Annotated in this window: 20 protein-coding genes; 9 read left to right on the top strand and 11 right to left on the bottom strand. The window is 63.0% G+C overall.

What is annotated here, in order from left to right; genetic code table 11:
• Nucleotides 1-4: 4 nt before the first annotated feature.
• The 4 genes from EN859_RS06670 to EN859_RS06655 form a co-directional block, all read right to left on the bottom strand.
• Entirely contained in the window at nt 5-1,105 is a 1,101-nt protein-coding gene (locus EN859_RS06670) for an ABC transporter ATP-binding protein (RefSeq protein WP_127852344.1), read from the bottom strand.
• 2 nt (nt 1,106-1,107) lie between these two features.
• On the bottom strand, nt 1,108-2,043 hold the full coding sequence (locus EN859_RS06665) for a carbohydrate ABC transporter permease (protein WP_127852345.1): 936 nt from the start codon (nt 2,041-2,043) through the stop codon (nt 1,108-1,110).
• Nucleotides 2,036-2,929 (bottom strand): sugar ABC transporter permease, encoded by an 894-nt coding sequence (locus tag EN859_RS06660; RefSeq protein ID WP_127852346.1) that lies wholly within the window; start codon nt 2,927-2,929, stop codon nt 2,036-2,038. The genes EN859_RS06665 and EN859_RS06660 overlap by 8 nt, the downstream gene beginning before the upstream one ends.
• An 85-nt stretch (nt 2,930-3,014) precedes the next feature.
• Complete coding sequence (locus tag EN859_RS06655; protein WP_127852347.1) at nt 3,015-4,253, bottom strand: ABC transporter substrate-binding protein; 1,239 nt, start codon at nt 4,251-4,253, stop codon at nt 3,015-3,017.
• Nucleotides 4,254-4,671: 418 nt separating this feature from the next.
• Here EN859_RS06655 and EN859_RS06650 point away from each other — a divergent pair, with 418 nt between their 5' ends.
• Nucleotides 4,672-5,712 carry a LacI family transcriptional regulator gene (locus EN859_RS06650; protein WP_127852348.1) on the top strand — a complete coding sequence of 347 codons (1,041 nt, stop codon included), beginning with the start codon at nt 4,672-4,674 and terminating at the stop codon, nt 5,710-5,712.
• Here EN859_RS06650 and gndA read toward each other — a convergent pair.
• From gndA to EN859_RS06620, 6 genes are all read right to left on the bottom strand, one after another.
• Nucleotides 5,709-7,136, bottom strand: a complete 1,428-nt coding sequence (gene gndA, locus EN859_RS06645) for an NADP-dependent phosphogluconate dehydrogenase (RefSeq protein WP_127852349.1) — start codon at nt 7,134-7,136, stop codon at nt 5,709-5,711. The two genes, EN859_RS06650 and gndA, sit on opposite strands and share 4 nt — an antisense overlap.
• A 168-nt stretch (nt 7,137-7,304) precedes the next feature.
• Nucleotides 7,305-8,939, bottom strand: coding sequence for a copper resistance CopC/CopD family protein (locus tag EN859_RS06640; RefSeq protein WP_127852350.1), 1,635 nt, complete (start codon nt 8,937-8,939; stop codon nt 7,305-7,307).
• 59 nt (nt 8,940-8,998) lie between these two features.
• Nucleotides 8,999-9,517, bottom strand: a complete 519-nt coding sequence (locus tag EN859_RS06635; protein ID WP_127852351.1) for a YcnI family protein — start codon at nt 9,515-9,517, stop codon at nt 8,999-9,001.
• 31 nt (nt 9,518-9,548) lie between these two features.
• Complete coding sequence (locus EN859_RS06630) at nt 9,549-10,088, bottom strand: copper chaperone PCu(A)C (protein WP_127852352.1); 540 nt, start codon at nt 10,086-10,088, stop codon at nt 9,549-9,551.
• A 104-nt stretch (nt 10,089-10,192) separates the two neighbouring features.
• Nucleotides 10,193-10,543 carry a hypothetical protein gene (locus EN859_RS06625; protein ID WP_127852353.1) on the bottom strand — a complete coding sequence of 117 codons (351 nt, stop codon included), beginning with the start codon at nt 10,541-10,543 and terminating at the stop codon, nt 10,193-10,195.
• Nucleotides 10,544-10,764: 221 nt separating this feature from the next.
• Nucleotides 10,765-11,667 (bottom strand): GntR family transcriptional regulator, encoded by a 903-nt coding sequence (locus EN859_RS06620; protein ID WP_127852354.1) that lies wholly within the window; start codon nt 11,665-11,667, stop codon nt 10,765-10,767.
• A 276-nt stretch (nt 11,668-11,943) separates the two neighbouring features.
• Between EN859_RS06620 and EN859_RS06615 the strand changes: the two genes are divergently transcribed.
• The 6 genes from EN859_RS06615 to EN859_RS06590 all read left to right on the top strand — a co-directional run bounded on the left by EN859_RS06615 (nt 11,944) and on the right by EN859_RS06590 (nt 19,600).
• The gene (locus EN859_RS06615) at nt 11,944-13,449 is read left to right on the top strand and encodes an altronate dehydratase family protein (protein ID WP_127852355.1); all 1,506 of its coding nucleotides are present in this window, start codon (nt 11,944-11,946) and stop codon (nt 13,447-13,449) included.
• 61 nt (nt 13,450-13,510) lie between these two features.
• Nucleotides 13,511-14,509: an aldo/keto reductase gene (locus EN859_RS06610; RefSeq protein WP_127852356.1), complete on the top strand. Its 999-nt coding sequence runs from the start codon at nt 13,511-13,513 to the stop codon at nt 14,507-14,509.
• A 341-nt stretch (nt 14,510-14,850) separates the two neighbouring features.
• Complete coding sequence (locus EN859_RS06605; protein ID WP_127852357.1) at nt 14,851-15,846, top strand: ABC transporter substrate-binding protein; 996 nt, start codon at nt 14,851-14,853, stop codon at nt 15,844-15,846.
• Nucleotides 15,847-15,995: 149 nt separating this feature from the next.
• Nucleotides 15,996-17,549, top strand: a complete 1,554-nt coding sequence (locus EN859_RS06600; protein ID WP_127852358.1) for a sugar ABC transporter ATP-binding protein — start codon at nt 15,996-15,998, stop codon at nt 17,547-17,549.
• Nucleotides 17,546-18,511 carry an ABC transporter permease gene (locus EN859_RS06595; RefSeq protein WP_127852359.1) on the top strand — a complete coding sequence of 322 codons (966 nt, stop codon included), beginning with the start codon at nt 17,546-17,548 and terminating at the stop codon, nt 18,509-18,511. The genes EN859_RS06600 and EN859_RS06595 overlap by 4 nt, the downstream gene beginning before the upstream one ends.
• 69 nt (nt 18,512-18,580) lie before the next feature.
• The gene (locus tag EN859_RS06590; RefSeq protein ID WP_127852360.1) at nt 18,581-19,600 is read left to right on the top strand and encodes a zinc-binding alcohol dehydrogenase family protein; all 1,020 of its coding nucleotides are present in this window, start codon (nt 18,581-18,583) and stop codon (nt 19,598-19,600) included.
• A gap of 49 nt (nt 19,601-19,649) precedes the next feature.
• Here EN859_RS06590 and phnF read toward each other — a convergent pair whose 3' ends face one another.
• Nucleotides 19,650-20,399, bottom strand: coding sequence for a phosphonate metabolism transcriptional regulator PhnF (gene phnF / locus EN859_RS06585; RefSeq protein ID WP_127852361.1), 750 nt, complete (start codon nt 20,397-20,399; stop codon nt 19,650-19,652).
• A gap of 131 nt (nt 20,400-20,530) precedes the next feature.
• Between phnF and phnG the strand changes: the two genes are divergently transcribed.
• Together phnG and phnH are read left to right on the top strand one after the other, a co-directional pair.
• A complete protein-coding gene (gene phnG / locus EN859_RS06580) occupies nt 20,531-20,992 on the top strand; it encodes a phosphonate C-P lyase system protein PhnG (protein ID WP_127852362.1) in 462 nt (153 codons plus the stop codon).
• Nucleotides 20,992-21,603 (top strand): phosphonate C-P lyase system protein PhnH, encoded by a 612-nt coding sequence (gene phnH / locus EN859_RS06575; RefSeq protein ID WP_127852363.1) that lies wholly within the window; start codon nt 20,992-20,994, stop codon nt 21,601-21,603. The genes phnG and phnH overlap by 1 nt, the downstream gene beginning before the upstream one ends.

Raw genomic sequence — 21,603 nt, 5'->3', positions numbered from 1 at the left:
GAGGCTACATGCGGTTGCCGGTTGCGGCGTCGAACAGCGAGGCGCGGGCGGGATCGAAACCGATCCGGATCGGGTCGCCGTTGCGGAGTGTCCTTTCCGCCTCGACGCGGAAGGAAAGAATGTGGCCGCCGAGCTTCGTCCACACCAGCGTGTCCGAGCCCATCGGCTCGACGATCTCGACGGCCCCGTCGGTGGTGAAGGGCATTGACCTTGCCGCCTCGCCGAAGGCGATGTGTTCGGGCCTGATCCCGAGCACGCAGGCGCCGGCGGCGGGGCCTGTGCTGTCGAAGGCGTAGCGCTCGAGCGGCACCGAGACACCGTCGGTCTTGAATATCGGGCCGGCGCCGGTTTCCAGTTGTCCCTCGAGAAAATTCATAGCTGGCGAGCCGAGGAACCCGGCAACGAAGCGGTTGACCGGCCGGTTGTAGATCGTCTGCGGCGCATCGAGCTGCTGGATGACGCCGCCCTTCATCACCGCGATGCGGTCGGCCAGCGTCATCGCCTCGATCTGGTCGTGGGTGACATAGATCATGGTGTTTTGCAGCTTGCTGTGCAGCAGCTTGATTTCAACGCGCAGCTCCGAGCGCAGCTTGGCGTCGAGATTGGAGAGCGGCTCGTCGAACAGGAAGACATCGACATCGCGCACCAGCGCCCGCCCGATCGCGACGCGCTGGCGCTGGCCGCCCGAAAGCGCTGACGGCTTGCGCTGCAGCAGTGGCTCGATCTGCAGGATTTCGGCAGCCCGCGCGATGCGCTTGGCGATGTCGTCCTTGGGGATGCCAGCAACACGCAGCCCGAAGGACAGGTTCCTCTCCACCGTCATCTGCGGATAGAGCGCATAGGACTGGAATACCATGCCGATGCCGCGGTCCTTCGGCTCTTCCCAGGTGACGTTCTTGCCCTTGATGAAGATGCGGCCTTCCGAGACGTCGAGCAGGCCGGCAATGCAGTTGAGCAAGGTCGACTTGCCGCAGCCCGACGGACCGAGCAGCACGATGAACTCGCCCTCGGCGACGTCGAGATTGAGCGTCTCCAGCACCGAAATTGCGCCGAAATTCAGCGACAGATCCCGGATTGAGACACTGGGATTTTCGATTCTTGTCATCATCATCCTTTCACTGCGCCGGCGGCAATGCCACGCACGAAGAGCTTGCCGGAAACGAAGTAGACGACGAGCGGTACGAGGCCCGTCAGGATGGTGGCGGCCATGTTGACGTTGTATTCCTTCACGCCTTGCACCGAGTTGACGATGTTGTTGAGCTGCACCGTCATCGGATAGGTGTCGGGGCGGGTGTAGACGACGCCGAACAGGAAGTCGTTCCAGATGCCGGTCACCTGCAGGATGATGGCGACGACGAAAATCGGCAGCGACATCGGCAGCATGATGCGGAAATAGATGCCCCAGAAGCCGGCGCCGTCGACGCGCGCTGCCCGGAACAGCTCTTCCGGCATCGACGAGAAATAATTGCGGAACAACAGCGTCAGGATCGGCATGCCGAAAATGGAATGGACGATCACCAGGCCTTTGAGGCTGCCGTAGAGGCCGATCTCGCGCAGGATGATGACGATTGGATAGATCATCACCTGATAGGGAATGAAGGCGCCGACGATCAGGATGATGAAGAAAGTATCGGCCCCTTTGAAGCGCCAGTTGGCAAGCGCATAACCGTTCACGGAAGCGATCGCGATCGACAGGATCACCGACGGAATGGTGATGCGCACCGAATTCCAGAAGCCACGCGAGAGCCCGTCGCAGTTGAGCCCCGTGCAGGCGGTCGACCAGGCCTTGACCCAAGGCTCGAACGTGATCTCGAGCGGCGGCGAGAAGATGTTGCCGAGGCGTATCTCCGGCATGCCTTTGAGCGATGTCACCACCATCACGTAGAGCGGCAAGAGATAGTAAAGCGCCACCACGATGAGCGTGCCATAGAGGAAAATGTTGCGGCGCGAGAACGTATGCCGCGGCTTCGGTCCGCTCGGCCCGTACGCTTCGAGCCCGATGGTGTCCACACCTGCAGGCAGGGAAACGGTTTGGTCAGACACGCTTCTTGCCTCCAAATTCGAGATAGGCCCACGGCACGATCACGATCACTACGGACAGCAGCATCATGGTCGAGGCGGCAAAGCCCTGACCGAGGTTCTGGGCGAAGAACATGTAGTCATAGACATATTTGGCCGGGACTTCGGAGGCGATGCCGGGCCCGCCGCTGGTCTGGGCGACGACAAGATCGTAGACGCGAACGATGTTGGAGGCGATGATGACGAGCGTGGTGATGAAGACCGGCCGCATCATCGGTATGATGATGAAGAGATAGGTCTTCCAGGTCGGTATCCCATCCACCCGCGCGGCCTTCCAGATATCCTCATCGATGCCGCGCAGACCTGCCAGCATCAGGCACATGATGAGCCCGGTGCCTTGCCAGAGAGCGGCGATCAATATGCCGTAGATGACGATGCTGGAATTATAGAGCGGATCGAAGCTGAAGCTCTCCCAGCCCAGGCTGCGCACCACCCCCTGGACCCCGAATTCGGGGTTGAGCAGCCACTGCCAGACAAGACCAGTGACGATGAAGGAGAGGGCGAAGGGATAGAGGAAAATGGTTCGGAACGTGTCCTCGAACCGGATCTTCTGGTCGAGCAGGGCAGCGAGGAGGAAGCCGATCACCAGCGAGAACACCAGCGACAGCACGCCGTAGATCAGCAGGTTCTCGATCGAGACCAGCCAGCGCGGCGTCGACCACAGCCGGTGGTACTGGTCGAGCCCGATGAAGTGCAGCCGCGGCAGGAGCTTCGAATTCGTGAAGGAATAGAACACCGTCCACACAGTACCGCCGACGAAGACCACCAGGGCGGTGAGGATCATCGGGATCGAGGCGATCTTCGCATTGAGGTTGCGGAAGAGTTGGTTAGGGCGTTCGCTCTTGCTCATCTCAACAGCCGCGCGGGATCGGGTAAGGGCGGTACACTCCCGACCTTGCGCTCGCAGGGTCGGGAGTGAGGCGGTTCGTCGATCTTCAGTCGGCCGAAGCGACGATGTCGGCGAAGCGCTTCTGCGCCTCTTCCACGGTCATGTCCGGTTTGGCGAAGAACTCGGAGAAAAGATCCTCCTTCTGCTTCTGGCTATCCTGCGAAAGCAGCTGGTCCGTCCAGGGCATGACGCTGCCCTTGGCCAGGATGTCGAGTCCCTTCTTCATGCAGTCGTTCGCCGCCTTGAGGTCGACATCGCCGCGCACTGGCAGCGAACCTTTCTTGAGGTTGAAGGCGACCTGCGTCTTGGGATCGAGCAGCGTCTCGGCCAGCACTTCCTGCGCCTTGGACTTTTCGGCGTCCTTCAGCAGCGGGAAGTAGAAAGCGTCACCGCCGGTGGCGATAACCTCGTTCAGACCGAGGCCCGGAAGGCAAGTATAGTCCTTGCCGGCGGTCTGACCGGCAACCTGGAACTCGCCCTGTGCCCAGTCACCCATGATCTGGCCACCGGCCTTACCGGTAATGACGAGATTGGTTGCCTGGTTCCAGTCCTGCACATTGGTGTTCTTCGCCATTTTGCGGGCATCGTCCGCGGCCTTGAAGACCTTGGCGACCTCGGGCCCAGCGGCGAATTCTGCGTCCTTGTCCTTATAGACTTTGAGGAACGTGTCCGTGCCGCCCACCGCCGCAAGCAGCACATCGAAGGCGCCGGAAGCCTGCCAAGGTTGCCCGCCGACCGCGAGCGGCAGGATGCCTGCCTTCTCCAGCGCGGGAGCGGCTGCGACATATTCATTCCAGTTCTTCGGTACCGGCACGCCGGCTTTTTCGAAGGCCGCATTCGATAGCCACAGCCACTGCCAGGAATGGATGTTGACCGGCACGCAATAGATCTTGCCGTCGATGGTGCAGCTGTCGAGCAGGCTCTTCGGCCGCACGATTTCCGTCCACTTGTCCTTGGTGGCGAGATCGGTGAGGTCACGCATCAGCCCAGCCTGCACCAATTCTTCCGCCTGCCGGCCGTGATTGAACTGGGTCGCTCCCATCGGGTCGCCGCCAGTGATGCGGCTGATCATGATCGGACGCGCCGTGCCTCCGGAGCCGGCGATGGCGCCGTCGACCCAATGATTACCAGTCGCGTCGAAAGCCTTGGCGAATTCGGCGACTGCTGCCGCTTCGCCGCCGGAGGTCCACCAATGGGTGACTTCCAGATCCGCCGCGGCCGCCGGGCCGGCAAACTGCAGCGCGGCCGTCGCTGCCAGCGCAGCAGTTATGAGTTTATAGCGCATTTCGGTTCCTCCCAGAATCTGAAACGTTACAGATTTTCGATACGGCAATTGCACCGACTGCGCAACCCCTCGGATAGAAGCAGGTCGAAATTTTTTCGAGACACGAACAAATTCCTTGGTCGGATGCCGCCTGCTGCGCCGCAACAGAAAGGTTGCGCTGCAAAAAATGATGCTGCAGCGCATGAAGGCCGGCAAGATGCGTTCCGCGCACGATCCCTCGCTGATTCCAAACTGTTTTTAAAGCGATGGAGCGGCCCCTCGTTTTTGGGTCCTGCTACCAATCATTGTGCAGTGGCCGTGACAATCTGTAACGTTTCAGTATATAGGGGTTTTTCATCAGACAGAGAGTTGCGGTGCGCCGCAACCCACCGATTGCCGGTAGCCCGGCAACTGCTATGCGCCTGACGGGGCGGGACGAATGGACAGAGGTCGGAGCAAGGACGACGAGGCGACGGGCCGGCCGACGCTGAAGACGCTCGCCTTCATGACCGGGCTGGGCGTCACCACTGTCTCACGTGCGCTGAAGGACGCGCCCGAAATCGGCGCCGAGACCAGGCGGCGCGTCCAGCTCGTCGCCAAGCAGATCGGCTACCGGCCGAACCGTGCCGGCGTGCGCCTCAGGACCGGCAAGACCAACGTCATCAGCCTGGTGCTCAACACCGAGCACGAGATCATGAGCTTTGTCTCGGACATCATCTACGGTGTCTCGGAAGTCATCGCCGATACGCCCTATCATCTGATCGTCACGCCCTATTCGCGCTCGCAGGATCCCCTGGATCCGATACGCTACCTGGTGGAAACCGGTTCCGCCGACGGCGTCATCATTTCGCGCACGCAACCGAACGACCCGAGGGCCCGTTACATGCTGGAGCGCGGCATTCCCTTTGCCACGCATGGCCGCACCGATATGGGGCTGATCCACCCCTACCACGACTTCGACAATTACGCTTTCGCGGCCGAGGCGGTTCGCCATCTGGCCGGCATCGGCCGCCGCAGGCTCGCTCTGCTGGCACCGCCTGTCGAACTCACCTATTACCGCCACACGCTGAACGGCTTTACCGATGCGCTGAGCGAGGTCGGCGCCAGCGAAATCCCGTTCAACACGGTTTCGATCGACCATTCGATCGAGCAGATCAGAATGAGGACCGCGCAGGTCATGCGCCGTGACGTCAGGCCGGATGGTTTCATCAGCAGCGCCGCCGCCGCGACGCTCGCCATCGTCGCCGGCATCGAGGACGCCGGCCTCAAGCTCGGCCGCGATGTCGATGTGGTGTCCAAGCAGTCGTCGGAACTGCTGCATCTGTTCCGCAGGGAATTGCTGGTCGTCAACGAGAACTTCCGGCTGGCCGGCGCCGAACTCGCCCGCTCCGTGCTGGGCTGGATCGGCGGCGCCGCCCCAGGCACCCTACAGAGCCTGAGCGTGCCGAGCAAAGTGCAGGCCTATCGCCACCCCAACTAGCCGGCAGCTCCGCTTCCCCATGGTCCATGGAAGGCGCCCGGTCCGTCGATGCGCTCGAAGCCATGCGCGCCGAAGAAATCGCGCTGCGCCTGGATCAGGTTCGAGGTGCCGCGGCCTTGCCGATAGCTGTCGAAATAGGCAAGCGCGGAAGACAATGCCGGCACCGGCGAGCCCGCTTCCGATGCCCTTGCCACGATGCGCCGAAGCGAGGGATGTGCCTCCTGCATCATGGCGATGAAGGCCGGCGCCATCAAAAGATTGGTGGCTGCGCCGCCAGCGCCGAAGGCTTCCGCCATGGTGTCCAGCAATTGCGAGCGGATGATGCAGCCGGCCCGCCAGATCTTGGCGATGGTCGGCATCGGCAGGTTCCAGTTGAATTCCTTCGATGCGCCGCTCATCACCGCGAAGCCTTGCGCGTAGGCGGCGATCTTGCCGGCAAACAGCGCCAGCTCGAGATCCTTGAGGAGTGCGTCCTTGTCCCCGGAGATCTTGGTCACCCCGCCATTGCCATAGGCCTTTTCCGCCGCCAGCCGCTCATCCTTGATCGACGACAGCACACGCGCCGCCACCGCCGCCTCGATCGCGGTGGCCGGGATGCCGAGCTGCTGCGCCTCGATGACCGACCATTTGCCGGTGCCTTTCTGGCCGGCGCGGTCGAGGATGATGTCGACCACCGGCTTGCCGGTCTTCGGATCGTCAGCAGCCAGCACCTTGGCGGTGATCTCGATCAGATAGGAGTTGAGCCGACCCTTGTTCCAGCCGGAAAACACTGTGCCGATTTCCTTCGGCCCCATGCCGAGCCCATCGCGCAGGATGCCGTAGATCTCGCCGATCATCTGCATGTCGGCATATTCGATGCCGTTGTGGATTGTCTTGACGAAATGCCCGGCGCCGTCGGTGCCGAGCCACGCCGCACAAGGCTCATCCCTGAACTTGGCCGAAATCGCTGTCAGCACCTTTTCGACCCGCTTCCAGGACTCTTCGGTGCCGCCGACCATGATCGAGGGACCATGGCGCGCGCCCTCCTCGCCGCCGGACACGCCCATGCCGATAAAGGTGAGACCCGAGCCGGAAAGCTCGGAGAAGCGCCGCATCGTGTCGCGGAAATTGGCGTTGCCGGCGTCGATGACGATGTCGTTGGCCGACAGCACGCCGCGCAGCGCCGCAATCTGTTCGTCGACCGGCTTGCCGGCGAGCACCATGATGATGATCGGGCGCGGCGGCCGGATGGCGGCGGCGAGTTCCTCCAGGCTGTAGCAGGGCACCACCCTGTCCCTCAGCGCGCCGGCATTTTCGATGAAAGCGTCGGTTCGCGCCGCGGTGCGGTTGAAAACGGCGATCCGGTTCCCCTTCTCGGCGATGTTGAGCGCCAGGTTGGAGCCCATCGTGCCAAGGCCGATCAGGCCGATTTCGGCTTTTTCCATCGTTTCTTCCCTGTTTCCGGATCTTGTTGAGGCGGCGATTTGCGCCGATGCCCATTCTTCCCGTGATGATTGACGGGCCTTCGCGGCGGCGTCAACCGCCTCGCCGAATTGTGTCGCTCAATATTGTGCTTGTCGCAGCCTCGCACCCGAGAAGGGGTACCGTCCCCGTTACGGCCTGATGTCGATCGGCGCCTGGATCTTCACCATCTCGAAATCCGAGACGAGAATGTCGATCCGTGCCATCCACCGGCCGGGAACTGGAATGATGAGACCCTCGACGCGCCAGCTGCCGTCGCCGGGCTTCGTCGCCGAACGCTTTATGGGCCCGATGCCGGAATCGGGTTTCGACAGCACCAGTGTCACTTCTCTGGCGTCGAGCGGCCCGAAGTCGCCGGTCATGATGACCATCGAGGCGGCAACTGGCCCGGCATGGCCGGGCGTGATGCTGAGGTCGGCCATCGCCTTTAGCGCGTGGATATGCACCGATGCCGGTTGTGCAGCGGCGATCGCCAGCGCGCGCGGCGGCGGCGTGAAGCGCCAGCCGGCGGCAACGCCGAATATTGCCAGCACGATCAGCGTCTCGATGCCGATCGAGCGGACCAACCTCCTCTGCACTTCGGTCTCTCCCGCTTCGGCTGGAGCCGTGAGCTTCCAGCGATTGACGGCGGCAAGCGTGAACAGAAAAACGAGCAGCACCAGCTTGACCAGCAGCAATTGCCCATAGGCGGTCCCGACCAGCGCTGCCGGCGTCTGCACCTGGATGACGGCCAGCACGATGCCGGCGGCAGCGAGCACGGCCGCGACAAAAGGGATCGCCCGCGAAAACCGGCGCAGGAAGGACCCAGCTTTGGCCGGCTGACGCCGCACTGCGAGACCAAGCGGCACCAAGGCCCCGGCCCAGAAGGCAATCCCGGCGCCGTGCAGGAACACCATCGGCCTGGTCAGCCACTGCGGTTCGGCAGCACTTGCGTGTCCGCTGGCGGCGAGTGCAGCGCCGGCACCGGTCAGCCCGGCAAGAGCGAACAGTTTTGCACCGCTGCGCCCGGCCAGCGACAGCAGCCCAAGCCCCAGCGCCACCAGCGCGATCAGCACCGTCCAGCCGAAGCTTGTGTCGAGCGCGGTCTGCCAGACGACCGGCTGCGCCAGCCGGGCGAGCGGCGCGCCAAGCGCATCCAACCCTTGCAAGCCAAGCGACAGGGGTGTCGCGACCAGCCCGCACAGGATCGCAGCGATGACGAAGCGCTGGCCGGAATGCCCGCCCTGCGCCAGCCAAGCCAGCGCAAAGGCGCCGCCGCCGCCGAGAAAGAGCCCGATATAGAGAAACACTTTGCCGATCCAGATCGCCGACCTGAGGTCCCAGTCGACGGCTTCGTTCACAGCTGGCCGCGCACTGGGCGCGCCGACAGAAAACAGCACGGCGCCGCCGACCGGATGGCCATCGGCGGAAATCACCCGCCAGCTCAGCACATGCGTGCCGGACTTCAGCGTTTGCGGATTATCGATCTCGACCATCCGATCGCTGAGGCGAAAGGCAGTCAGTTGAAGCGGCGTGCCGTCGGGCTGCACCAGGGTCAGCACCAGCGGCGACACCGGTTCGCTGAAGGTCAGCGAGAATTGCGTCGGGCTTTGTGCCAGCACCGCGCCGTCGCCCGGATCGGTTGTGATCAGCGCCGCATGGGCAAAGGCGGCGCCAGGCACGGCAATGACGGCAAGCAACACCAGCATGGCCAACAGGCCAACGGCAAGCCGATTGACGTGCTTACCCGGCATGCAAGCCTTTTGTAGGAAGAATGCCGCGCTCATGTCACCACCACAAAACAGCAGCGCGCTCGACCATCCGAAAAATGAGCGCCACCAGGAGATCACTTCTTCGGCAAGAGCTTGATGCCGGGCGCCGGATACTCCAGTGCATCCTCATCCTGGCCTGCCGCCGGAATCTCGATCCAGCGGTCGGCGGCACCGTCGCATTCCTGCACCACCGGGAAGTAGAGCTTTTCACCGGCCGGCAGGTCTGCTGCCAGTGTCCCGCGGAAGACGAACTCGTCGTAGAACTCGTCCGGCAGGCTGCCGCCGCTCCAGTCGACCTCCTTGACACCACTGGCCACCGCCTGGCCGTAAAGCTGATAGGATTTCTCGTATTTGCCTTTCTTGACCTGCAACGTCCAGCCCGGCTTCGGCATCGGCTTCACCGAAATCACACCTTCCGGGATTTGCACGCGCACGGCGGTCGTCGCCTTGCCGTCACAGCCATGCGGCACACGCAGAACAGCCTTGTAGGTCGAGCCGACTGCTGCCTCCTGGGTTTCGAGCGTGACGTGGGCGAAGGCCCCGCTCGTGCCGAGAACGACAAGCGTCCCGGCGGCCAGAAGATACTTTTTCATGATATCCCTCAAATCTCGATTTCTGACCGGATCAATCAGCATGATCGTCCATGCCGCCCGTTGCGCCGATGCCTTCCACCGCAAACTCGACGGTGACAGTGCCAGCCTTCTCGAAGGTCAGCGTGGCGGAGAATTTTTCGCCTTGCTTCGGCTGCCGCTTCAAATCGACGAACATCAGATGATAGCCGCCGGGCGCTAGCGCCACCTTGCCGCCAGCTGGAATCTCGAGGCCACCGGTGACCGGCCGCATGGTCATGACGCCATTGCTCACACCCATCGCATGCAGTTCGGCCTTGGCCGAAATGTCGGACGAAATCGACAGCAATCGGTCTGGCGAACTGCCGGTATTGGTGATGGTGAAATAGCCGCCGGCCACCTTGGCGCCGGCCGGTGTGGCGCGCGACCAGGGATGTCCGATCTCGAGGTCGCCGACCTTGAACTCATGCGCAAAGACGGCCTGGGCACTGATAAACAAGAGGGCGAGAACCAACACGGTGATGCCGAGGGGTTCCTCGAAGCTGCGCGGGAAGGGACTGTAGCGCCCAAGCCGCGCACGGAAAGAGTAAGACATGATTGCTCCATGAAAGTGAGATCGCGCCGTTGGCCGGTCGCGCACAGTTTCGATTGTTGGATGAATACGCCCACGAAAAGTTCCGCGAGACGAACGGATGCGGCTCAGGCCGCAGCCGGCGGCGCGCGCGGGTTCGACGGGGAGCGGTTGCGGGCAAAATCGGGGTGCCGGAACGCCGGAAGCACGAAGGCGACGGCTTCTGAAGAAAGGCTGCCGAGCAATGTGCCGGCACCTGGCGGCACATAGGCCGGCGAAAGCATGCCGCAGCCAAGAACGCAGCAGGTCGGCAGGTGCTGGTGCGGATCGCCGCTAGGAAGCTGGGCGGCACCTTCATGGGTGCAGATGACGTTGCCGAACGCGTCAAGTTGCGAGGCATTCGGCCCCGTGCCGAAGGCAGATGCGCCCAGCATAGACTGAAGCAACAGCAAACAGGCCGCGGCGAATGCGGCCGGCATGCTCCATCGTCTCCGCCGGATGTTCAAGAACCTGCCTCTTCACGCAGCAACCGCAGATACCTAGCACGACGCCGTCGTGCGGAAAATTGCCAAATTACTGCTGCGGCAACGCGGCGCGATTGATGCATGTCGCCCAAAAGCTCCCCTCGGGCCTGACCCGAGGGCGGCGCAGCGATTTTGGGAAAACGAAAGCGCGTCGCATGAATCCAGACGCGGCGCGCTTAAGCCCGTTGCTGCTGCCGGCCTTCGGGGATCGAGGTCAGCAGCGTATTTCGCGCCGACTTCAGATGCTTGCGGCAGGCGGCGTCGACCTTGCCGAGATCGCGCGATTTGAGCGCCGCGATGTAGGCCAGATGCTCGGCCACCGCGACTTCGTTGCGTTCGCGTTCCTGTGCCTTGTTCCATTGATAGTGGTAGTGGAAGATCATGGCGATGACGTCGTAGAAGTCGACGATGAAGCGGTTGTGCGATGCGCGATGGATCAGGCGGTGAAAGCGCTCGTCCAGCTCGGAGAATTCGTTGAAGCGGATGGCGATCTCGCGCGCCAGCATGCGATGCTCCTCTTCCAGCCGATCGAGGTCGGCCCAGACCGGACTGTCCTCCGGCAAGGCGGCAAAGGCGGCGGCCGAGCGCAACTCGAACATTTCGCGTATTTCCGTCAGCTCCAGCGCGAAGGCGCGGGTGAAGCCTTTCAGCACCCAGTGGCTGTTGCGGCGCTTCTCGATCAGGCCGAAGCGGGAAAAGCGGATCAGGAACTCGCGCACGCTGGTGGTGCCGACGCCGATCTCGCGCGCCAGTTCGAGTTCGTTGATCTGCATGCCGGCCTCGGCGCCGCCGACAAGCAGCCGCCGCATGAACGAGCGCTCGATGATCTGCGCCAGCGTATCGGTCTCTTCCTCGGGGAAGAAATCGTCCGGTCGCGGCGTACGCAGAACCGTCTTGCTGCGCTTGTTCCAGTCGATCAGTCCCGTCTCTTCCATGCGGGCAAGGATGGTGCGCACCGTCGTGCGGCTGACGCCGAGCAGCGTGCCGAGTTCGGGCTCGGACGGCAGGCTCTTCGTTTCATCGAGCAGCCGGAGACCTCGATTATAGGCGTCCTTGTAGACGTTGTTGCTCTTCGACATCCCTGCCCCGTTGCGCGCCGGCGCTTGCAGCAGCTGGCTTGAAGCGCGATATGACAGATGCTGCTAGCATGATCCCAAAAAGCGAATCGCTTTCGGAAAGCATCATGCGCAATTCTAGCTTTAGTTGTAGAGCGTCCTTTGCGTCCAAAAGAACGCGCAACACTCTCACGAAAAAAACATTGACGCAAAAATGTTTTTTCACGATAAAAGACATTATCCATTAATAGGCGCGTGTCAATCCGCGCGCGTCCCAGGAACTCACCCAGGAAACTGCCCGTGAACGCCGCAAACAGCATTCTTCTGTCCCCCGCCGACAATGTCGTAGTTGCCAATGGCCGCATCGAGATCGGCTCCGTGCTGCCGGGCGGCGCCGTCGCCACGGCACTGATCGAGCCCGGCCACAAGGTGGCGATCAAGCCGATCCGTGCCGGCGATGCCGTTGTTAAATACGCCCAGGCGATCGGTCGCGCCACGCAGGATATTGCGCCTGGCGAGCATGTTCACTCGCACAATCTGGTTTTCGAGTCCGGGCGCTTGCCTGTGGTGCCGCCGAGCGAGGCGGTGCACGCGACGGAGGCCGACCGCGCCCGCACCTTCATGGGCTACCGCCGCGCCGACGGCCGTGCCGGCACACGCAACTTCATCGGCATCATCGCCAGCGTCAATTGCTCGGCCACCGTCTGCCACGCCATCGCCGACGAGGCGAACCGCAGGCTTTTGCCAAAATATCCGGGTATCGACGGCTTCGTTCCGATCGTCCACGGCCAGGGCTGCGGCATGAGTGCCACCGGCGACGGCATGATGGTGCTGCATCGCACGCTGGCCGGCTATGCCCGCCATCCGAATTTCGGCGGCGTGCTGATGGTCGGGCTCGGTTGCGAGGTCAACCAGCTCACCCTCTACGGCCAAAAAGGCGCCGCTGCCGGAAAACGCCATTTCAACATCCAGGAAGCCGGCGGCTCGCGCAAATCGGTCGAGAAGGCGATGGGCGTGCTCGCCGAGATCGCTGAAGAAGTCGGCAAGCTGCAGCGTGAGCCGATCCCGGTCAGCGAGATCGTCGTCGGCCTGCAGTGCGGCGGCTCCGACGGCATGTCCGGCATCACCGCCAATCCGGCGCTGGGAGCCGCCGTCGACATCCTCGCCGGCGTCGGCGGCATCGGTATCCTTTCCGAGACCACCGAAATCTACGGTGCCGAGCACCTGCTCGCCTATCGCGCGGCATCCCCGGAGATCGCCGCCAAACTCGACGGCTATGTGAAGTGGTGGGAAGACCATGTCGCCAAGCATGGCGCCTCCATCGACAACAATCCCTCGCCCGGCAACAAGCGCGGCGGTCTGACCACCATCCTGGAAAAGTCGCTGGGCGCGGTGGCCAAGGGCGGCCAGACGCCGCTCAACGGCGTCTTCGGCTATGCCGAGAAGGTCACGGGCCACGGGCTGGTGTTCATGGATACCCCCGGTTACGACCCGGTCTCCGCCACCGGCCAGGTTGCCGGCGGCGCCAACGTCATCGTCTTCACCACCGGCCGCGGCTCCTGCTTCGGCTGCCGGCCGACGCCGTCGATCAAGGTCGCCACCAACTCGACCATGTATCACGCCATGGAAGAGGACATGGACGTGAACTGCGGCGTCATCGCCTCCGGTGAAAAGACCATCGCCGGTATGGGCCGCGAGATTTTCGAACTGATCGTAGAGACGGCTTCCGGGCGCAAGACCAAGAGCGAGGTATTCGGCTACGGCGACAACGAGTTCGTGCCGTGGCACCTCGGGGCGACCCTCTAGCCCTACCATTAACCGCCGAAGACAATAGACGGGCCGGACAATGGCCGGTGGGAGGCTTTGCATGAAGAAACGCCGTGTCGGCAGTACCTCGCTAGAAATAACCGAGGTCAGCTTCGGCGGCGCGGCGGTCGGCGGCCTCTACCGGGGCTGCCCGCGCGAGGCGGCGATGGAAACGCTGCAGGGCGCCTGGGATGCCGGCTTGCGCTATTTCGATACCGCGCCCTTCTACGGCTTCGGCCTCTCGGAACGCCGCTTCGGCGATTTCCTGCGTGACAAGCCGCGCTCATCCTACGTGCTGTCCACCAAGGTCGGCCGCCTGTTTCACCCGGTGCCGGAAGACCAGGTTCCGGACCACTCCTATGTCGATCCGCTGCCCTTCGCGCTCGACTATGACTATTCCTATGACGGCATCATGCGCTCGGTGGAGTTCAGCTATGCGCGGCTTGGCCTCAACCGGATCGACATCCTGTTCGTCCACGACATCGGTGTCTATACGCATGGCGTCGAGAAGACGAAGCAGCATTTTCGCCAATTGATGGATGGCGGGCTGAAGGCGCTGGAAGAGCTGAAGTCGTCCAGGGTCATTTCGGCCTACGGCCTGGGTGTCAACGAGGTGCAGGTCTGTCTCGACGTCCTGCGCCAGGCGCCGCTCGACTGCATCCTGCTGGCCAGCCGCTATTCGCTGCTTGACCGCACCGCCGAAGCCGAACTGCTGCCGCTTTGCCAGCAACGGCAGACCTCGCTGATCATCGGCGGCGTCTTCAATTCCGGCATCCTGGCCACCGGTCCGGTGCCAGGCGCGCATTTCGACTACCTGCCGGCCACCGCGGACATTCTCGACCGTGTCGGCGCCATGGAAAAAATCGCCGACGAGGGGGGTTATCCGCTTGCCGCTGCGGCGTTCCAGTTCCCACTGCACGAGCCTGTGGTGGCCAGCGTGCTGACAGGCACCGGCAAGCCCGCCAACCTCGCGCGAAATCTCGAGCTGCTCGAAATCCAGGTGCCGGAAACGGAATTCACCAAGTACAGTCCTTACACGATCGTGCAGAAACTCGGCTAATTCGCTGCGGTCTGCATCCGCTCTGCGGCTAAACGCCCAACTATGTGATCTGGAAGCATCTCAAAAAAGAATGAATATTCCATATTGACTATGGAATGGAATTAATATTCCATGGCTATCAGAGAGGATCTGCAGGTTTGAGCGTGGCAATGAGGATCGGCAAGGAGGGCTCCCGTCCCGCCTAGCTATACGGAGACCGGTACGAAACACCGCTTGCGTCGACCGAACCGATGCACTATCAAAAAGCGGTAACTGTTTTTTATTGATAAAGTTCCGTTTGGACCACGCCTGCCCGAATGGAGCTTCCGTAACGTTCACCGGGCGACTTAGGGAGGAATCTTATGAAATTCGTGACCAGCATTCTCAACCGCCGCGCATTCGTGGCACTCGCAGCCGCCTCGATGCTTGCCGGCGTGATGCATTCGGCGCCGGTTTCGGCGGCGGACGCAACCATTCCGATCATCGTCAAGGACACCACCTCTTTCTACTGGCAGATCGTTCTGGCCGGCGCCCGCAAGGCCGGCAAGGACCTCGGCGTCAACGTGCCGGAACTCGGCGCCCAGGCCGAGACCGACGTCAACGGCCAGATCTCGATCCTTGAAAACGCCGTCGCAGGCAACCCGGCCGCCGTCGTCATTGCACCGACCGAAGCCAAGGCGCTCGGCAAGCCGATCGACGAGGCTGCCACCAAGGTCAAGATCATCGGCATCGACTCCGGCGCCGACTCCAAGGCCTTCACCTCATTCCTGACCACCGACAACATCCAGGGCGGCCGCGTCGCCGCTGACGGCCTCGCGGCGGCTATCGGCGAAGCCAATGGCGGCAAGATCGAGGGCGAGGTCGCCCTGATCACCGCGCTTCCCGGCGCCGGATCGCTCGAACAGCGTGCCCAGGGCTTCAAGGAGCAGCTCGCCGCCAAATATCCGGGCCTCAAGCTGGTCGCCGACAAATACGCCGACGGCCAAGCCACCACCGGCCTCAACATCGCGACCGACCTGATCACCGCCAACCCGAACCTCAAGGGCATCTTCGCCTCCAACCTGATCATGGCGCAAGGCGTCGGTCAGGCGATCGCCGAGAACAGCCTTGCCGGCAAGGTCGGACTGATCGGCTTCGACAGCGACGAGAAGCTGGTCAAGTTCCTCAACGACGGCGTCATTTCCGGCCTCGTCGTCCAGGATCCGTACCGGATGGGCTATGACGGCATCAAGACCGCGCTCGCCGCTTCGAAGGGCGAGAAGGTCGAGGCCAATGTCGATACCGGCGCCAACCTCGTCACCAAAGCCAACATGAAGGATCCGAAGATCGACGCGCTGCTCAATCCGAAGCTCGACTGAGCACCGGTATAGGCGCACCGTTTCCGGGGCCTCGTTGCCCCGGAAGCACTGTCGCGTAAGCAGCTTGGAAATTAGCCGGCTTAATTATCTTGGCGATGCGACCGGCCTCGCCGCGTGCCAATCGAGAGGCGAGTTCTGGGAGGACTGTCATGACGTCGACGGCGCAAGAATTGCACCCGGCCCCCGTGCTGGAACCCGGCAGGACGATCCTCGAACTCAAAGGGCTGGAAAAGCGATATCCCGGCACGCACGCACTGAAGCCGGTTGACCTCGCCTTCAAGGCCGCTGAAATCCACGCCATCGTCGGTGAGAACGGCGCCGGCAAATCCACTCTGATCAAGCTTTTGACCGGCGTTATGCCGCGCACTTCCGGAGAGGTCATCTGGGAGGGCAAGCCGGAGGCACTGGCGACGCCGCACGAGGCGATGGCGCTCGGCATCAATGCCGTGCATCAGGAAGTCGTTCTGTGCCGCCATCTCACAGTCGCCGCCAACATGTTCCTCGGCGAGGAGGATTCCCGCTTCGGCATCCTGCAGCAGCGGGCGATGGTCAGGGAAGCGCAGAAGATCATCGACGATCTCGGCTTCGACCTGCCGGCGCATGTCGTGCTGGGCGACCTGACCATCGGCCAGCAGCAACTGATCGCCGCCGCGCGCGCCACCGTGCGCGGCACCAAATTCCTGATCTTCGACGAACCGACTGCCTATCTCACCCGCAAGGAGGCCGACCAGCTGTTCACGCTGATCCGCCGGCTGAAGGGCGAAGGCGTCACCATCATCTACATCAGCCATCGCATGGAAGAGGTGTTCGAGCTCGCCGACCGCGTCTCGGTGCTGCGCGACGGCACGCTGGTCGGCACCCGGAACATCGCCGAAACCAACGACGCCGAGCTGGTCAAGATGATGATCAACCGCTCGATCGAGCAGGTCTACCACAAGGAGCATTTCACACCAGGTGCGACGCTTGTCGAAGCGAGAAACCTGTCGGGAAAGGGCTTCGAAAATGTCTCGATGTCCGTCCGCGCAGGCGAGATCGTCGGGCTCTACGGCCTGATCGGCGCCGGGCGCAGCGAGTTCGTCACCACGCTCTACGGCCGCCATCGCAAGTCGGCCGGCCAGATTTTCTGGCAAGGTAACGAGGTTCAGGTCAACTCCGAGCACGACGCGATCCGGCTCGGCATGGCGCTGGCGCCGGAAAGCCGCCGTGACCAGGGCCTCTGCCTCAACCTGCCGGTCGGCCTCAACCTCAACCTGCCGATCTACAAGCGCATATCGAGCAATCTGCTGATCTCCAGCACGCAGGAGAAGGCCGAGGCGGATCGCCAGATCGCCAACCTCAGGATCAAGACGCCGACGCGTCATGCGCTCGCCTCCAGCCTGTCCGGCGGCAACCAGCAAAAGATCGTCATCGGCAAATGGCTGGCGCACGGCGCCAAGCTGTTCATCTTCGACGAGCCGACGGTCGGCGTCGATGTCGGCACCAAGGCCGAGATCTACCGCCTGTTCGGCGCGCTTTTGTCTAAAGGCGCCGGCATCATCCTGATCTCGTCCTATCTGCCGGAGGTCTACGAGCTCGCCGACACGCTGCATGTGTTCCGGCGCGGCAAGCTGGTGGCCACGCACGGCTTCCGCACCGCCAATCACGAGGACATTCTCACTCAGGCGCTCGCCGAGAAACAAGAAAAGCTGGGAGGACAGATATGAGCACCGAGGCGATTCCTGCCGAAAAACCGAAGCGGAACTATAACGCCCTGTTCGGGCTGACACTGCTGGCGCTGCTGGTGCTGTTGTGGGTCATCCTGTCGGTGGCGACGCCGAGCTTCGCCTCCGCCAACAACATTTCGAACCTGCTGCGGCAGGGTTCGATGATCGCCATCCTGGCCGTTGGCCAGACCTTCGTCATCATCACCGGCGGCATCGACCTTTCCGTCGGCGCCGTGGTCGGCTTCGCCACCGTCATCGCAGCGATGCTGATCAACGCCGGGGTGCCGGTTATCCTCGCCATCCTGATCACACTTTTAGTCGGCGTCGCCATCGGCCTGTTCCATGGCTTCGGCATCGTCAAGATGGGTCTGCCGCCGTTCATCATCACGCTGGCGACCCTGACCTCGCTGCGCGGCATCGGCCTTTTGATGACCAACGGCAACTCGATCTCGATCAACAACGACGCCTTCCAGCTGTTCTCGCGCAGCTCCTCCCTCGGCGTCCCCAACCTGTTCTGGATGGTGATCCTGGTCGGCATCCCCGCCTACATCTTCCTGCATCACAGCCGCTGGGGCCGCTACCTGTTCTCGGTCGGCTCCAATGCCGAGGCCTCGCGGCTTTCCGGCGTCAACGTCCAGCGCACCATTTACATGGCCTATACGCTGTCTGGCCTGTGCGCGGCTTTTGTCGGCGTGCTGCTCGCATCGCGCATCGGCATCGGCAATCCCACCCAGGCCGAGGGCTGGGAGTTGCAGGCAATCGCCTCGTCGGTGATCGGCGGCACCTCGCTGTTCGGCGCCGTCGGCTCTGTGCACGGACCGCTGCTCGGCGCCTTCATTCTCGCCACCATCAATAACGGCGCCAATCTCTTGAACGTCAACGCCTTCTGGCAGCGCATCATCACCGGCGTGCTGATCATCGTCATTGTCTATTTCGACGGCCTGCGCCGCCGCGGCAAGTAGGCTTACCTTTAACAACCGCCGGCCCGGCATCGCGGGTCCGGCGGTGCCATGAACAGACTGGATTGAAGCATGAAAGCCGTAGTCTGCCGGTCGCCCGGCGACCTTGTCCTGGAAGACCGCCCGGCGCCGGGTGCACCGCCTTCCGGCTGGGCGCTGGTCGCGGTCAGCCATGTCGGCATCTGCGGCACCGATTACCACATCTTCGAGGGCAAGCATCCCTTCCTCGCCTATCCCCGCATCATGGGCCATGAAGTATCGGGAACCGTGCTGGAGGTTGGCGAAGGCGTCGACGACCTTGCCGTCGGCGAACCGGTCGTCATCAACCCCTATCTCGCCTGCGGCAAATGCATCGCCTGCCGGCAAGGCAAACCCAACTGTTGCGTCAAGATCGAAGTGCTCGGCGTTCACCGCGACGGCGCCATGTGCGGGCAGACTCTGGTGCCGGCGCAAAACCTTTATCCGGCAAACGGCCTGTCGCTGGCGGATGCCGCCGCCGTCGAGTTTCTGGCGATCGGCGCGCACGCCGTGCGGCGTTCGCTGGGCCATCCCGGCGCACGCACGCTGGTCATCGGCGCCGGGCCGATCGGGCTCGGCACGGCGCTGTTTGCCCGCATCACCGGGTTCGACGTGACGCTGCTCGACATGAGCACGGAACGACTGGGTTTTGCCGAAGGTGAACTCGGCTTTTCGATCCTCGACGGCTCACGCGGCTCGGCCACCGATCTGGTGCGAGACGCGACCGAAGGCGACGGTTTCGACGTGGTATTCGATGCCACCGGCAACACCCAGTCGGTCCAGTCGGCCTTCGCCCATGTCGCGCATGGCGGAACGCTGGTCCTGGTCAGCGTCGTCAAGGACGACATCGCCTTTTCCGACCCCGAATTCCACAAGCGCGAGATGACGTTGATCGGCAGCCGCAACGCGCTGCGCGCCGACTTCGAACACGTTGCCGCCTCGATCCGCAATGGCGCGGTGCCGCTGGCAAAGCTCGTCACCCATCACACGACGCTTGCGGACACACCGCGCGACCTCGCCCGCTGGGCGCATGAAAAATCTGGCCTGATCAAGGCTGTCATCCAGGTCGGATGAGACAGGGATAGGCGCTCCTGCGCCACCTGCAGATGGCCTGCGACGTTGGCTAAAGCGCCGACAGTTTGAGCTCGACCCGCTCAGCCGGGAACCGTGTCTCGGCGAACTGGATCGGTTGGCCGTCCGGCGTGACGTTGACGGCGAGCGTGACCAGCACGATGGCGCCCGGCCGCAGATCGAGATCGGCGAGATCGGCGGCATCCGCATGGCGCGCCGACAGCACTGTCGATTGCCTGAGATAATCGCTGACCCCGAAACGCGCCAGCGAAGCGGTGACCGAACCGGTTTCCGCCATCGCGGCATCGATGCCGGCGAAGCGTTTCGCGTCGAACCAGCCGGTGGCGCGCGACACCGGCTGTCCGTCGGCCTCGCCGCGTGTTTCCAGGCGTATGACGTTCGAGCCTTTGGCAAGACCAAGCCCCTCGGCGACGCGCCGGCTGGCCGGCTCGACGGCCGACTCAAGCAAAATGCTAAGGCGTTCGGATGCTTGCCCTTGCAGGCCTGTCGAAAAGCGTGTTCGCGTGCCGATCGGATAGGATAGGCGCTTGCGCGACAGCACGAAGGTGCCACGCCCCTGCTCAGCCCTGAGCACGCCCTCCTGCACCAGCGCGGCGATGGCGCTGCGCACAGTATGGCGGTTGACGCCATAACGTTCGGCCAGCGCAACCTCTGGCGGCAGCGCAGCATGCTCCGCGAAATCGCCAACGGCGATCGAATGCAGGATCTGGTCGGCGATCTGCCGCCACAGCGAAACGCCGCTGCGCCGTTCGATGCTGTTTGCCATCTGCCGCCCGATCATTTTCGCCCCCAATCTCCCCAATCTTTTCGCCCATGTCATCCACCCGTCATGGACACACGCTAGATAGTAGATATAATTTGTATAGTTGTCTATATCAATAGACAAATTTTGATCGAGAAGGAGCTCCGGTCATGCGAGGACAGCAAGCGCGGGATCAGGCCGAGCGCAAGGCCGTCATGGCGACGCTGGCGCAGTCGACCGGCGATGACATCGTCCGCCTCTGGAACGAGGCCGGCCTGCCTTCGGAGGCGGAATTCTTGCGCGGTCCCGAGACCGGCCTGGTCACCGTGCGCGGCCGCGTCGGCGGCGGCGGCGCACCGTTCAATGTCGGCGAGGCAACCGTCACCCGCGCCACGGTGCGGCTTCCGTCCGGGCAGGTCGGCCACTGCTACACACTCGGCCGCGACAAGCAAAAAGCGGGGCTGGCGGCGATCGCCGACGCGCTCTGGCAGGATCCAGCTCATCGCAGCGAGATCGAGACCAGGATCGTCGCGCCGTTGCAGGCGGCACAGGCCAAGGCGCGTGAGCAGCGTCGGGCCGAGACGGCGGCAACGAAGGTTGATTTCTTCACCATGGTGCGCGGAGAAGACTGATGGACATCGCAACGCAATCGATCGAAGGCGGCTTCGCCGATCCGGTGTTCAATGCGCAGATGGTGTTTCGCGCCGTCATGGATGCAATGGCGCGGCCCGGAACGCTGCAGCCCCTGCCGGTGTTTGCCCGCCCGCCGGCGCCGCTGTCGGCCACCACCGGCGCTATCGTGCTGGCGCTTTGCGACAACGACACGCCGCACTGGCTCGACCCTGCTTTGCAGGCCTCCCCTGCGGTCAAATCCTGGCTTGGTTTCCACACCGGTGCGCCATTGGCCAATACGCCGGCCGATGCCCATTTCGCGTTGATTGCCTCGCCGGCCGAAATGATGGCGCTCGACGGCTTTTCGCAAGGCACCCAGGATTATCCCGACCGTTCCACCACACTGATCCTGCAGGTCAGCGATTTCGTCTCTGGCACGCCTCTGTTGCTCGAAGGCCCCGGCATTGAACTGACAATGACGATCGCGCCGGCTCAGATGCCGCGTCATTTCGTCGAACAGTGGAAGCAGAACAACCAGCGCTTTCCGCGCGGCGTCGACATCATCCTTGCCGGCCCTGACGGCGTCGCCTGCCTACCGCGCACGACGCACATCAAGACGATGGAGACGTAG

It is taken from the genome of Mesorhizobium sp. M00.F.Ca.ET.216.01.1.1 (assembly GCF_004010325.2).
Classification (GTDB): domain Bacteria; phylum Pseudomonadota; class Alphaproteobacteria; order Rhizobiales; family Rhizobiaceae; genus Mesorhizobium.
Note: the sequence above shows the minus strand (reverse complement) of the source record. Positions and strands in the feature narration are given on the sequence as shown.